The sequence below is a fragment of the Gracilibacillus timonensis genome, assembly GCF_900086715.1.
Lineage (GTDB): Bacteria > Bacillota > Bacilli > Bacillales > Amphibacillaceae > Gracilibacillus > Gracilibacillus timonensis.
Window position 1 is genome coordinate 1229943 of sequence record NZ_FLKH01000012.1, and the last position, 14864, is coordinate 1244806.

Annotated in this window: 13 protein-coding genes; all 13 read right to left on the reverse strand. The window is 40.0% G+C overall.

Annotated features, from left to right (window positions below; all coding sequences use genetic code 11):
- Window position 1: 1 nt before the first annotated feature.
- The 13 genes from mutS to BN6556_RS17080 all read right to left on the reverse strand — a co-directional run bounded on the left by mutS (window position 2) and on the right by BN6556_RS17080 (window position 14795).
- On the reverse strand, window positions 2–2593 hold the full coding sequence (mutS, locus tag BN6556_RS17020) for a DNA mismatch repair protein MutS (protein ID WP_066193660.1): 2592 nt from the start codon (window positions 2591–2593) through the stop codon (window positions 2–4).
- 161 nt (window positions 2594–2754) lie between these two features.
- A complete protein-coding gene (locus BN6556_RS17025) occupies window positions 2755–3318 on the reverse strand; it encodes an outer spore coat protein CotE (RefSeq protein ID WP_066193662.1) in 564 nt (187 codons plus the stop codon).
- A 319-nt stretch (window positions 3319–3637) separates the two neighbouring features.
- On the reverse strand, window positions 3638–4060 hold the full coding sequence (locus tag BN6556_RS17030) for a RicAFT regulatory complex protein RicA family protein (protein ID WP_066193664.1): 423 nt from the start codon (window positions 4058–4060) through the stop codon (window positions 3638–3640).
- On the reverse strand, window positions 4061–5638 hold the full coding sequence (miaB, locus tag BN6556_RS17035) for a tRNA (N6-isopentenyl adenosine(37)-C2)-methylthiotransferase MiaB (RefSeq protein WP_066193666.1): 1578 nt from the start codon (window positions 5636–5638) through the stop codon (window positions 4061–4063).
- Between the two features lie 82 nt (window positions 5639–5720).
- Complete coding sequence (locus BN6556_RS17040; RefSeq protein WP_066193667.1) at window positions 5721–6638, reverse strand: dipeptidase; 918 nt, start codon at window positions 6636–6638, stop codon at window positions 5721–5723.
- A gap of 443 nt (window positions 6639–7081) precedes the next feature.
- A complete protein-coding gene (locus BN6556_RS17045) occupies window positions 7082–7342 on the reverse strand; it encodes a stage V sporulation protein S (RefSeq protein ID WP_066193670.1) in 261 nt (86 codons plus the stop codon).
- 122 nt (window positions 7343–7464) lie between these two features.
- A complete protein-coding gene (locus BN6556_RS17050; protein WP_066193671.1) occupies window positions 7465–8262 on the reverse strand; it encodes a TIGR00282 family metallophosphoesterase in 798 nt (265 codons plus the stop codon).
- 118 nt (window positions 8263–8380) lie between these two features.
- Window positions 8381–9940 carry a ribonuclease Y gene (gene rny, locus BN6556_RS17055; RefSeq protein ID WP_066193672.1) on the reverse strand — a complete coding sequence of 520 codons (1560 nt, stop codon included), beginning with the start codon at window positions 9938–9940 and terminating at the stop codon, window positions 8381–8383.
- Between the two features lie 270 nt (window positions 9941–10210).
- On the reverse strand, window positions 10211–11254 hold the full coding sequence (recA, locus tag BN6556_RS17060; RefSeq protein WP_066193675.1) for a recombinase RecA: 1044 nt from the start codon (window positions 11252–11254) through the stop codon (window positions 10211–10213).
- A gap of 186 nt (window positions 11255–11440) precedes the next feature.
- Window positions 11441–12682, reverse strand: a complete 1242-nt coding sequence (locus BN6556_RS17065; protein ID WP_066193676.1) for a competence/damage-inducible protein A — start codon at window positions 12680–12682, stop codon at window positions 11441–11443.
- Complete coding sequence (gene pgsA, locus BN6556_RS17070; protein WP_066193679.1) at window positions 12682–13260, reverse strand: CDP-diacylglycerol--glycerol-3-phosphate 3-phosphatidyltransferase; 579 nt, start codon at window positions 13258–13260, stop codon at window positions 12682–12684. The genes BN6556_RS17065 and pgsA overlap by 1 nt, the downstream gene beginning before the upstream one ends.
- Before the next feature lie 125 nt (window positions 13261–13385).
- Window positions 13386–14285: a helix-turn-helix domain-containing protein gene (locus BN6556_RS17075; RefSeq protein WP_066193681.1), complete on the reverse strand. Its 900-nt coding sequence runs from the start codon at window positions 14283–14285 to the stop codon at window positions 13386–13388.
- Window positions 14286–14537: 252 nt separating this feature from the next.
- Complete coding sequence (locus tag BN6556_RS17080) at window positions 14538–14795, reverse strand: DUF3243 domain-containing protein (protein WP_066193684.1); 258 nt, start codon at window positions 14793–14795, stop codon at window positions 14538–14540.
- Between the last annotated feature and the right edge of the window lie 69 nt (window positions 14796–14864).

Consider the following 14864-nt stretch of genomic DNA (forward strand, 5'->3'; position numbering starts at 1 on the left):
ATCACTCCTTTGTATCCTGCGCTTTCTTTTGAAGCTGGTATAATTGATTGATCGCATCTAACGGTGTCATTTCCAAAATATTCACATCCTGTAACGCTTGTATAATCTCCTTCGTAACAGGACTTGTTTTCTTTTGTGAAGCAGGTGCAGGCTCTGTATCAAAAAACGCCATCTGCTCCATAGTTGCAGTTTGTTTCGTAACGACAGCATTATTGTTCTCCGGACCATTTTCTAATTGTGTTAAAATGACATTTGCACGTTTGATAAGGGAATCTGGCAATCCCGCTAATTGGGCCACATGAATACCGTAACTTTCATCTGCCGCGCCATGATGAATCTGATGAAGAAAGACCACTTTCCCTTCGATTTCCTCTGCGCGTACATGAATATTTTTTAGATGAACCAGCTTCTCTTCCAAGCTTGTTAATTCATGATAATGGGTGGAAAAGAGCGTCTTAGCTTGAATTCGATCGTGAATATGTTCAATAATCGCTTGAGCCAGAGCCATTCCATCATATGTACTTGTACCACGACCGATTTCATCTAATAAAATCAGGCTGCTTGAAGTGGCGTGTTGGATAGCATGATTGGCCTCCAACATCTCTACCATAAATGTACTTTGACCGGAAACAAGGTCATCAGCCGCACCGATTCTGGTAAAAATTTGATCAACAATCGATAAGGTCGCCGATGTGGCGGGTACAAAACAACCAACCTGTGCCATAATAACCGTTAAGGCAAGCTGTCGCATATATGTGCTTTTACCAGACATATTAGGACCGGTAATCAACAATAACTGATTATCTTCTGAGAGCTCAATGGTATTGGGGACAAAGGCTTCGTTTTTCATTACTTTTTCGACTACAGGGTGCCGGCTTTCCTCAATAGTGACAGTATCTGTCGAAAAAGCGGGACGCACATAATTGTTTTGCTCACTCACGGTGGCATAGCTTTGGTAGACATCCACTTCACTTATTACATCGGCAAGTTGTTGTAAGGCCGGGATATACTCCTTCACCTTTTCCCTGATTTCAATAAATAATTGATATTCTAGTTCAACGCTTTTTTCTTCTGCCTCTAAAATCAGTGTTTCTTTCTCTTTTAATTCTTCTGTAATAAAACGTTCGGCATTGGTTAACGTCTGTTTTCGCTGATACCTGTCTTCAGGAACCGCTGATAAATTGGCCCTCGTCACCTCAATATAATAACCAAATACACGGTTATAACCAATCTTTAATGATTTAATGTTGGTTTCTGCTTTTTCTTTTTGTTCTAGTTCGGCAATCCACTGTTTCCCATTTCTTGAAGCATAACGATAACGATCTAACTCTTCATGATAACCATCCTTTAGAATATTCCCTTCTGTTATAGACAGGGGTGGCTCTTCTGCTACGCTGTCTTCTAATAATTGATACAGGTTGGGCAAGGAATCAATTTGATCAGCCAATTCCTGCACAGATGTATGGACAAAGGCTTGCAACTGCTTTTTGATGTTTGGAATGTTCGCTAGGGATCGTTTGAGCTGCACTAAGTCTCTAGCATTGACATTTCCGAAAGAAACCCTGCCAGATAATCGTTCCAAATCATATATCGTCTGTAGTGATTCTCTGATCTCCTCTCGCTCAAAAAATTGATCATAGAATCCACTCACCAGATCCAAACGCTGTTCAATCAATGACCGGGTTAATAGCGGGCGTTCCAGCCATTTTTTTAATTTCCTTGATCCCATTGCCGTCACTGTTCGATCCATTACCCACAACAAACTTCCAAATTTTTCTTTGCGCATCAGAGAGCTGGTAATCTCTAAGTTTCGTTGGGAATACATATCTAGTGACATATGCTGTGCTAACTCAATTACCTTTGCCTCTTGCAGGTGAGCAATGACCCGTTTCTGCGTATGAAATACATATTGGTATAACAGTTGACAGGTATATCGTAGCGTCTCTTTCTCTACATGGATCAACAAGTCATCAATTGTTTGCTGATTGGTCAGTTCTTTGGCATATGAAACAGTCATCTGCATCTTTTCGATTAATTCTGTTTGATAAGCTTCTGCTAGGTCTTCTTTAACGACGACCTCTTTAATGGGTCGGTTATATAACTCGCTTAGTAAGGCACTCCACCCCCTGGAGATTTCCATTACAAACGTTTCTCCGGTAGACATATCGGTATATGCCAACACAAATAGGTCTCCTTCGACTTGGTGAATCATTGCCAAATAGTTATTTTCTTTATCATCCAGCATGGTACCTTCCATGACCGTTCCTGGTGTAATTACTTGGACGACTTCTCGTTTAACTACGCCCTTTGCGATTTTCGGATCTTCCACTTGTTCACAAATAGCTACCTTGAAGCCTTTTTCCATTAAAGCTTTTATGTAATTTTCAGCGGAATGATACGGAACACCGCACATCGGGATTCGCTCCTCACCTCCGCCATCTCGGCTGGTAAGTGTAATTTCAAGTTCTAGTGCGGCTTTCTTTGCGTCTTCAAAGAACATTTCATAGAAATCGCCTAAGCGAAAAAATAGAAAACAATCTTGATAGTCTGCTTTTATTTTTAGATATTGCTGTATCATCGGTGTATAGCTCATTCATTTTTCCTCCAACCATTCTCTCGTTTCTTGCAATCTATTATACCATAGTACGTCTGTTCCAAAAAATAATCGAACAATGTGGTCGTTTTGACAAAAAATTTCATGCTTTCCTATCTGATAAAAAAATAACAGTGTGAGCGCCACCCACACTGTCTTATTTATTCTTCTTCATGGTCATCGAGAAAATCAGGATCAATCGTTTCTAATTCTTCATCGGAGATGACATTGTCCCAATCATCTGAGTCATGTACTTTCCCTTTAGGGTCTACTTTCACACAAATCTTTGTTTCGCCAATCACTTCTACCAGAAACTCTCTCTCTACATCGACCTTGATCTTATTACCTTTCGTATCAATCCGGCATTCTAAACAGTTAGGCTGTTGAATCACTTTCGCTATCACTTCGCATTCATCACCAATATGCTGTTTATCTTTGATCGATAAGGATACGGTATCACAGTATTCGATTCGTTCCGTGATTACTTCTGTCTTGGTATTATCATTATAAGCATACCAAATGTTGGCGTCATAGCTACCTCGTATCTCGACCGCGTCCTCCTTTACTAATTTGGCATGATAATGATGATTGATAATCCAGCAGCCCAAAATACTTGATGGGCGGTGTGCAGGAGTAATAACATCCGTTTCCTGCTTAAATTTTCTTCCCTTCCCAATGACCGCCTTAGTAATAATTTCACGATATTGTTGATCTAAAAAAGACATGGAAAAATCCTCCCTCTTATTTCCTTTGCATCTTATGCAGGAATTCGCCTATAGTGCCTATGTCTCCATATGTCAACCCTAGCACCTGATATATCCTATGCAAAAGCCCATAAAAGGTGTGCATGATCCAAATTTATTTCCAAAGAAATCTGGATTTCAGAAAAGTAAGAAGTCTATTTGCTCCTTGTATCACTACATCAAGACAGTTTCTAATTACTACCATGTTTTCATTTTCTATTTTACATAGGAAACCAAACAAAAGAGCAAGTACCTTCCTCTGAAAAGATACTTGCTCTTTTTATTAATTGATCACTTCTTATCAGCAATGACTGCCGTTCTTACGTTTGGATCCTGTTTCGCCTGCTAGCAGATCTCCACCAGTAGAGCGAATTACTTCATTGGTTATTTCTCTTGCAATCGTGTTGGTAACTAACTGCAATAGATCATTGATGACGACCTGCGACTCCTTAAACTCTTGTACGATCGGGATCTCATCAATCTCTTCTTGCAGACGGTCGATTTCTTCTTCTACTCGTTTTAATGCTTCTTGCTTGCCATAGGCCTGAAAATTAACAGCCTGTTTCTGTAAGGCCTTAATTTTCTTAATCGAACTTTGCACTTTTTGATTATCGTTTAACTTGGCTTCCAACTGTTTGAATCGATCAATCTCTTCCATATTAGCCATTTTATTAGCTAACTTGTGCGCATGCTCGATGACTTCTGATCTTGTATACTTCGACATTTATTTCACCTCAACTGCAGACTCGACTAATTCTCCGTCAAGCGTCCAAGTTTTTGTATTGTTTATTTTGACATCCACAATTTGACCGATCACTGATTTAGGACCTTTAAAGTTAACCAACTTATTACGCTCTGTGTAACCAGACAATACATCAGGATCTTTTTTACTTTCACCTTCCACTAGTACCTTTACCGTCTCACCTTGATACTTACTCATTGCCTCGGCAGATTGTTTATTGATTAAGGCATTCAATCTCTGCAGACGGGCTTTCTTTACCTCCATCGGGATATTATCTTCCCATCGTGCGGATGGTGTTCCTTCCCTTGGAGAATAAATGAATGTATAGGCGCTCTCGAAGCCGACTTCCTCCACTAATGTCATCGTTTCTTCAAACTGTTCATCCGTTTCATTCGGGAAGCCAACGATGATGTCTGTTGTTAAGGTAGCATTTGGCATTGCTGCGCGAATCTTGTCAACAAGTTTCAAATAATCCTCTCTCGTATACCGACGAGCCATCACTCGTAAAACATCAGAGCTGCCTGATTGCACTGGCAAATGAATATGGTCTAACAAATTGCCGCCTTGAGCAAGTACTTCAATCAAACGGTCATCGAAATCACGTGGATGAGAGGTTGTAAACCGTACTCTTGGGATATCTATTTTACTGATTTCTTCCATCAAATCACCCAAACCATAGGTGAATTCTAAATCTTTGCCATAAGCATTAACATTTTGACCTAGTAAGGTAATTTCTTGATAGCCCTGTGCTGCCAAGTGACGTACCTCTTGAATAATATCCTCTGGTAACCTGCTTCGTTCCTTTCCTCGTGTATAGGGAACAATGCAATATGTACAGAATTTGTCACAACCATACATAATATTAACCCATGCCTTCGTCTTTCCTTTACGGGCTTTTGGTAAGTTCTCAATGATATCGCCTTCCTTGGACCATACCTCTACTACCATTTCTTTACTAAACACGGCTTCATTAACTAGTTGCGGTAAACGATGAATATTATGCGTACCGAAAATTAAGTCAATAAATGGGTGTTTCTTTAAAATTCGGTTCACAACAGCTTCTTCTTGTGACATACAGCCACAGATACCAATGATTAATTCCGGGTTTTCCATTTTCAAGGGTTTCAAATGTCCGATTTCACCAAAGACTTTATTTTCAGCATTTTCACGTATGGCACATGTGTTCAATAAAATGATATCTGCTTCCCGCGTATCTTCTGTAGATTGATAACCCATGTGCGATAGAATACCTGCCATCACTTCCGTATCATGCTCATTCATTTGACAGCCATAGGTCCGAATCATAAATTTCTTACCTTCTCCAAACCCTTTCATTTCTTCTGGAATATCAAAATCGTAATGAATGTCGACATCTTTCTTGAGTCGTTTTTTGGCTTTCCTCATATTTGGTGGTTCATACGTCGTTTGAAAATACCTTGAAATTAAATCATCGCTGGATAGTTCTTTTAATCGATGTAAATTATCGTTCGAATCGGATTTTACGTCCGTTGAACTAGGCTGTTTTATTTGTTGACTTTCTAATCGTTGTTTTTCGTTCATATCATCTATCTCCTTTCTTGCCAATTCAATCACTACTTCATCTATTATAGAGGATATAAGGGCCAAATACAAAACGAATTTACTATGAACATGGAAAAAGATCAAGAAAATTTTGCTCCGTCATTTTAGTTAACTGTTTCGGAGAAAAATAGCCTTGGAGAAATCGTTGTAGTTCTGCATAATCCTTTATAGATGTAAGGTTCGTTACATACTGATCTGTCCCGTCAAAATCTGAACCGAATACCACTGCCTGCTCCCCACCTAAACGCAACAAATGGGCCATGTGGAGCAGTAAATCCTGCATCGTTGCAGTTGGTTGATTGGTGACAAATTCTTTCACAAACGTGAGGCCCATCAATCCATTTTTCTTAATCAGTTTCTGAATCTGTTGATCCGTGAGATTGCGTGGATGCGGACAGATATGATAGCAGTTTGCATGGGATACGATAGGGAACGCTGCTAATTCAATGACCTGATCAAATCCTCTTCTAGAAACATGGGCCAAGTCCGTCCATATCTTGTATTGATTTAACAAGTCAATCACTTCATAACCAAAGTTTGTTAAGCCAGCCCCTCTTCCTTCACCAATGCCATCGATCACTAAATTGGCATGATTCCATGACACCCCTACCATCTTCACTCCTAACCTCAGTAATGTTCTCAACTTATACAGCTCTGCACCGATACAATCAAGACCTTCTAGCGTTAACATAGCTCCTTTTTCGTTTACTGCTAACTGCGCGATATCTTCCTTTTTTTGGATAAAAATTATATTCGTATACGGGGCAATTATTCTCTCGAAAAAAATGTCTATCATTTGCATAGCTACGGTGAAAGTTGCTTCTGCGGGAACCGAGGGAGGGATATAGATCGCAAAACATTGTACTTGAACAGGGCTTTGCATCCATTCTTGATAATTCACATCTAAGCGATCATCTTGCTCAAAATCGATTTGATGCAACCACATTTTATAAAGCGCATCACAATGACAATCAATCATATTTCACCCCCCTTTCTGTAAGATAAAGTCTAACATTCTTGATATGATAGGATATGGAACGATTTTGACCTTGAACGAATCCGATAGTCCATTTCTAGTTTCGGATAGTAATAAAGGAACGGTCGGAATTTATCCGTTTTTCTATAAAGTGAACTTCATTCAATGGGGGGGTTACTTGCCATTCCCTGCTGTTCGTTAAACTAATCGTTTCGATGCTGACTTTAGATTTAGAACTCTCTATTTTCGATGTGGCAGACATACTGTCACTGCAAAAAACAGATACACTAAGGACAAGATAAATGCCTGTTTGCATCTCACAAACAGGCTGGAATTTCTCCTCTTTTATCATGGTGACTTGGTTGCAATAACCCAGTTCTATCTGGACTTTGTGTGCTAACTTCCCGATCCATTTCGCTCACCACCATCACACGGAGGGACTCTCTTTATCTTGGTTCTACAATCAGTTTAATTGCGGTACGCTCTTCATTATCAATCATAATGTCCGTAAAAGCTGGAATACAAACAAGATCAACTCCACTTGGTGCTACAAATCCACGTGCTATTGCCACTGCCTTTACTGCCTGATTAAGTGCACCAGCACCTATCGCCTGAATCTCTGCTGAACCTCGTTCTCGTAGTACATTTGCAAGTGCGCCTGCTACTGAATTAGGATTTGATTTTGCTGAAACTTTTAATATATCCACTCCTGCTACCTCCTTCAAATGCTAATGTTATTCCACTTTTACTATATTCATTATTTTGAAAGATATTACTTTAATTATGAAGGAATAAACAGCAAAATTCAAATCATTTGAAGGGTTCGGACTTACGAGTAGAATGGATGATCATCATTGATTAGGATTCTCTTCATCTCTTTTGCTTTGCCTGTCGAATCATTAATATCAATGATCACAGCACTCAACTGTGATCTCCCGGTTTTTGGAACCTCAAATCGTACAGGTAAGCCGGTTTTAAATTTTTTCAAGACGGCCTCTTTGTCCGTTCCTAAGATTTCATCATATGGTCCCGTCATGCCAACATCGGAAATATAAGCGGTGCCGTTTGGTAAAATCCGTTCATCGGCAGTCTGCACGTGAGTATGTGTGCCAACCACGGCGCTTACTTTACCATCATTATACCAGCCAAATGCCTGCTTCTCACTTGTTGCTTCTCCGTGGAAATCTACAAAGATAATATTCGTACGCTTTTTCGCCTCTTTGATTAACGTATCAATCTTACGAAAGGGATCATCAGCTGGTTGCATAAAGGTACGGGCCAATAAATTAATAACGGCAACCTCTTGATTATTGGATTTGATGAACACGATCTCATTTCCTGGAGTTCCAGGAGGTAAATTTGCCGGACGAGCCATATAGGTTGCCTCGTCAATAAAATGAAAAATATCCCGCTTATCCCAAGTATGATTGCCCATTGTCAATGCTTGTACGCCCCATTCAAGCAAATTCTTGTATATTTTTTCGGTAATACCTTTGCCTGCTGCTGCATTTTCACCATTTACGATCGTTACGTGTGGCTGGTGAGCAGCCTTTAGCTTTGGCAAATACGTTTCCACCATTTCGCGACCTAGTGAACCTACGATATCACCAATAAATAAAATTCTCATATCATTTTCTACCTTTCTCTAAGTAAGTAACCATATTCTTGCATAGTATTTGTTAAATGTCAAAACTAGCCATTGATTAGCTGAATAATGCAAAAAATAGAGAGGCGCTTTCGCCTCTCTATTTCGCATATTCAACAGAACGTGTTTCTCTTATAACAGTAATCTTAATATGTCCAGGATAGTCTAGTTCGTCTTCAATGCGCTTGCGAATATCCCTTGCTGCCTTGATCGCTTCTGCGTCATCAATTTCATCAGGTTTGACAATGATGCGCACTTCGCGACCAGCTTGAATGGCAAATGATTTCTCCACACCTGTGAAGGATTCAGCTATTTCTTCTAGTTTCTCTAAACGTTTGATATAATTCTCTAACGTTTCACTTCTAGCACCAGGACGCGCTGCGGACAGAGCATCTGCTGCTGCTACAATTACTGAAATAACAGACGTTGCCTCTTCATCTCCATGGTGGGAAGCAATGGCATTAATAACGACTGGGTGTTCCTTATACTTGGTTGCTAACTCTTTACCGATCTCTACGTGGCTTCCTTCCACTTCATGATCAATGGCCTTTCCAATATCATGCAAGAGACCTGCACGTCTAGCAAGATTCTGATCTTCTCCGAGCTCAGCAGCTAATAAACCAGATAGGTAAGCAACTTCGGTAGAGTGCTTTAATACATTCTGTCCGTAACTTGTACGATATTTCAATCGTCCTAAAATTTTCACTAAATCAGGATGCAGGCCATGAATACCTACTTCAAAGGTTGTTTGCTCTCCGTATTCTCGTATATGTTCATCCACTTCTCGTCTCGCTTTGTCAACCATCTCTTCAATCCTAGCAGGGTGAATGCGTCCGTCTTGTACTAATTTCTCCAACGCAAGCCGGGCAATTTCACGACGAATAGGATCAAATCCTGACAAGATAACAGCCTCTGGTGTATCATCAATGATTAAATCAATTCCAGTTAACGTTTCCAGAGTTCGAATATTTCGACCTTCTCGACCAATAATTCGACCTTTCATCTCATCATTTGGCAGATTGACAACAGAGACAGTGGTTTCTGCCACGTGATCGGCAGCACATCGTTGTAAAGCAAGTGATAAAATATCCTTCGCCTTTTTATCGGACTCTTCTTTCACCCGATTTTCTGCCTCTTTAATGAGCAATGCGGATTCATGGGTTACTTCTTCTTCTACACGCTGTAGAATAATTTGTTTTGCCTGATCCGTTGTATAGCCTGATATCCGTTCTAATTCTGCTTGTTGCTCGCTTAACATTGCTCCAACTTTGCTTTCCATTTCTTCAATTTGTTGTTGTTTGTCTGCTAGCGAACTTTCCTTATTTTCTAACATCAGCTCACGTTTATCCAACGTCTGGTCTTTACGATTCAGATTCTCTTCCTTTTGCGAAAGACGACTTTCAAGCTTTTGGATTTCGCCACGTCGTTCTCGTAACTCTTCTTCGCCACGTTGACGAATTTGGTGGTTTTCATCCTTCGCTTCCAGTAAGGCCTCTTTTTTAGCTACTTCTGCGTTTTTATGACCTTCTTCCACGATTTGACGCGCTAATTCTTCAGCGCTTGAAATTTTCTTCTCCGCAATCGATTTTCGAATCAGATAACCAACAACAATACCGACAAATGCAAGCAAAATGGAGATGACAATTGCAATTGTATCCATTATTTCACCTCCTCTTGCTATAAACTTGTACCACTTTTTTTAAGTCGGTATGCACAATCATAGACTTTCATAAATTAACATGTATAAAATCTTTTTGAAATTATACATGTTAATTTTAATCCTCTATTCATGGGATGTCAAGGATTGTAAAGCTATCTGAACGAATAAAGACCATACTTACGTATATTTTTTCAAAAAAGCCCCAGAATTCCAAGCAAAATAGTACTTCTCATTTCGACATAGACTGGTGTTTACATTCCTATTTATTTTTTATTCGTCTAGTAACGTTTTTTGCGCGTCTTCTTCTGCTTCCTCTTCTGCATTTCCATCTTGAATATCGTAGTGTGATCGAATGGATTGATAGATTTCAGTAGCGACAGCCGGATTTTCCTTAAGATATTGTTTGGCATTTTCTCGTCCTTGGCCTAAACGGTCTCCATCATAGGAATACCAAGCACCGCTCTTCATGACGATATCTAAATCAGATCCAATATCAAGTATTTCTCCTTCTCGCGAAATACCTTCTCCATACATGATGTCTACTTCTGCTTGCTTGAATGGAGGGGCTACCTTATTCTTCACTACTTTGATTCGTGTTTTATTACCAACCATATCATTCCCGATTTTTAAGGTTTCTGCCCGTCTTACTTCTAAACGTACGGAAGAATAGAATTTAAGTGCACGCCCACCTGGAGTTGTTTCTGGACTACCAAACATGACGCCTACTTTTTCCCGAATTTGATTGATAAAAATAGCAGTTGTTCTAGACTTATTGATAGCACCCGATAATTTACGCAAGGCTTGCGACATAAGACGGGCTTGCAACCCAACGTGTGAATCACCCATATCTCCCTCTATTTCTGCCTTTGGCACGAGTGCTGCTACAGAGTCAATAACAAGAATATCGACGGCACCACTACGTACAAGAGCTTCGGCAATCTCTAATGCTTGTTCCCCTGTATCTGGCTGAGATAATAAAAGTTCATCAACATCTACCCCTAATTTCCTTGCATATATAGGATCCAAAGCATGCTCGGCATCGATAAATGCCGCCTGCCCTCCTGCCTTTTGCGCTTCAGCAATGGCATGCAAAGAAACGGTGGTTTTACCAGAAGATTCTGGCCCGTAGATTTCTACCACTCGACCTCTTGGATATCCTCCTACACCTAATGCTACATCAACGGCAATGGATCCACTAGAAACGGTTGCTATCTTCTGTTCTGCCTGCTCACCCATTTTCATAATCGAACCCTTACCAAATTGCTTTTCAATTTGTTTTAATGCCTGATCTAAAGCTTCTTGTCTATCGCTCAATGTGATTCCTCCTTATGATTGCTACTACTATCTTACAACCTTTTGTCTCGTTACACAAGTCATAAACGAATAAATGTTCCCACATTTTCATAACTAAAACACTTGACAATTGCAATAAGTTCAGAAGAAAAGCATTTTTTCTAGGTATTTTATGCTTAGAAAAAATGCTTTTCGACCTTTTTAAAATTAGTTTTGTAAATAGGCGTGCAATAACTCGAATCCCTTTTTCACAGCACGATTGCGTATTGTCTGACGATCACCATGAAAGCGAAATGACTTTGTTTCACAGTTCTCTTGACTGGCTATGGTTATATAGATCGTCCCAGCAGGATGACCTTCTAATGAATCCGGCCCTGCAACACCGGTAAAACTAATACCGATATTAGCCGTGAAAGCTTTACACGCCCCATTTGCCATCGCCTCGGCGCATTCTTTACTTACTGTACCAAAGCGGTCAATAAGCTCTTCACTGATCAATAATACCGATTGCTTGGCCTCTGGCTGATAGACTACGGCAGAGCCTTTAAACACTGCTGAAGCGCCTGGCTGGTTAACTACTGCTGCACCAAATGCTCCTCCTGTTAAACTCTCCGCACTAGCAAGCGTCCATTGTTTCTGAAGTAATTCTTGATATACCTTATGTTCAATGCTTTCCTCATCATAACCATAGAGAAACTGTCCTACTTTATCTGCTATCAGCGCCTCTGTCTCATCTATCATTACTTCCGCATCTTCTGGCTTATTTGCTTTTGCAGTCAACCGCAAGGCTACTTCACCTTCTGAAGCAAGCGGGGCAATCGTTGGGTTCGTTTGATTGGAAATAATATCTTGTAATTCATGTTCCAACTGTGATTCACCTATACCAATAAACCGAAGCATACGGGAGCGAATAATCGTTGTTAAATCGAAGTGTTCTGCCAGGTATGGAAGAACGCCATCCGCCATAATTGCCTCCATTTCACGGGGGACGCCGGGCATAAATATCCAAAGTGTATTCCGATATTCAATTATCATACCTGGAGCAATCCCAACAGAATTGTTGATAACTTGCGCTCCTTTAAATATATGTGCCTGTTTGCGGTTATTCGGTGTCATATTGCCCCTGTTAGCAAAAAAGGCAGTCATTTTACCCATGGTGGACGAATCCTCGACAATCTCTAAACCGGAAATGTGCTGAAAAGCCTCTCTAGTTAGGTCATCTTCCGTTGGACCAAGACCGCCAGTGATTAAAACAATATCTGATCGTTTTTCTGCTTGCTCAAATACCTGGGAAAGCCGACTGAAATTATCACCAACAACACTGTGATAGTACACAGAAATCCCTTTATTGGCTAATTGCTGCGATATCCAGGCAGCATTTGTATTCACAATCTGTCCTAATAATAATTCCGTACCAACAGATACTAACTCTGCTTTTATTTCTGACATTATTTAGACTCTCCCATCACATGCCAATTTTTGACGAAATACTCTACCCCAGAAACAACGGTCATGATCATCGCTGCATATAATAGGATCAGATCAACCGGAATCCCACTGCTGGCAAAAGGAACGTTATGTAACAGTAAGACAAGAATGGCGACAATTTGTAAGACCGTTTTAAATTTACCAAGCTGACCTGCAGCAAGTACTACCCCTTCCCCAGCAGCAACCAAGCGTAAGCCAGTCACGGCAAATTCACGACTGATAATAATAATCACAATCCATGCCGGAGCCATATCAATGGCTATCAGTAAGATAAACGCCGCTGAAACTAATAGTTTATCTGCCATCGGGTCCAAAAACTTACCCAGATTGGTTACTAATTGGTACTTTCTTGCATAGTATCCATCTAACCAATCGGTTGCAGATGCTATCGCAAAAATGATTAAGGCAACCAAATGCGTGATAGGAATATCCTGTCCCTGCACATGCCATACTCCCCAATCGAAAGGATAAGAAAGCAGCAGGATAAAAATAGGAATAAGCATAATGCGGGATATCGTGATGCGATTAGGTATGTTCATTGTTTAATTGTCACTCCTTGATTGAGACAAGACAAGTTCCCCTTACTAACAGACTTGCCTCGCCGTGTTTTGGCCTAGAACTCATATTCCGGCAAACAACGAGCTGACCCATTTAGCCAGCTCGTTTATTCTTGCGTCCATTCTACTTGCGCCTCTTGAATCGAAGATGGTTGAATCTCTTCGGATAACTCCAGTTCTTCACCATTGATAGATATCGTAATATCCTGTGGCTCACCAAAGCGAAGATACAATTCATCCAGTTCAGAAATATCTACTTTCAATGGGCTTTCATCAGAGGTGAAAGTACTCTCATAAAGGCTTTCACCGCTTGCTCCATTCTCAACCTGAAGCCAGTTTCGATTCGTTGTTTCAATCATTAATTCGATGGTTTCCTCATTGGTGGTCAACTGATAATTGGATGTACCATTTTCATAACTATCTAAAGTCACCTCTGTAGCAGGCTCTTCTTCTTCTTCAGGCGTTTCTTCTTCTTGATTCTCGTCTTGATCCTCTGTTGTATCTTGGTCTTGTCCTGCCCCATTGTTCCCTTCTTCTTGTGGGGGCTGTGTCGTAACAGATTCACCAGCTGAATTTTCTTCTTCTGTTGGAGCTGGATCTGTATCACCATCCGTGAAAACACCTTGCCTAAATAACCAGACAAGTAAAACTATACCAATTATCAATAAAACCACAATAACCGTCGGCATAAATGAAAAAACTCTCGACGTCTTTCCAGAACTGACACTCTTACTGCTGCTCATGCGTGATAAGGGGATAGTCTCCTCTTGCTGTTCGAAAGGAAGATCGCTTTTGTACTCTTCCATTAATTCATCGGGATCCAATCCAAGTACAGTCGCATATTCTTTAATAAAGGCTCTGACGTAAAAGGAGCCTGGCATTACATTAAATTTCTCTTGTTCAATGGCATCTAAATACCTTACCTGTATTTTCGTTGACTTTTGTACGTCTTCAAGGGACATTTTCTTTTGTTCTCGCTCTTGTTTTAGTCTCTCTCCTATTGCCATAAAAAAAACACCATCCATCAGTCTGTATTCTATTAAACCAAACACTATATAAGACGTATATACTTACCAATTCGTTTCATCTATTATCTTATCTTAATATCTATTCTATCATATCTTAAATTATTTCGATTGAAAAGTGAAAAACCAATGATTTTTGACAAGAATAGTAAAAGCCCTATCACATAACGCCAAAAGGAGTGATAGGGCCGCGTTTTTTCAATACTATTCCCATTTAAAAAAAGATCTACCTGTTTATTTGTTGCCTTGCTCTTGCACAAGCTTTACCATAATATTGGCAATGGCATGTTGTTCTTTCTCGTCGGCTGCGTTCCATAGATCATGTAAGATTTGTTCTTGCTCATTTTGTGCTTGAACTTCCGTCGACAAATAATTTCCTATGTCAAAGGCAAATTCAGAAATGGCTTTATTGCTCATACCATTACCTTGAGCTTCTTGGAGACGATCACCTAAAAAGTCTTTCCATGATTCAAAATTGTTCCTAACAGACATGTACAACCCTCCTCGTATCATCATGCATACTTAGTTTTAGTTTTTTTCTAAAAAATATGCATCAACCAT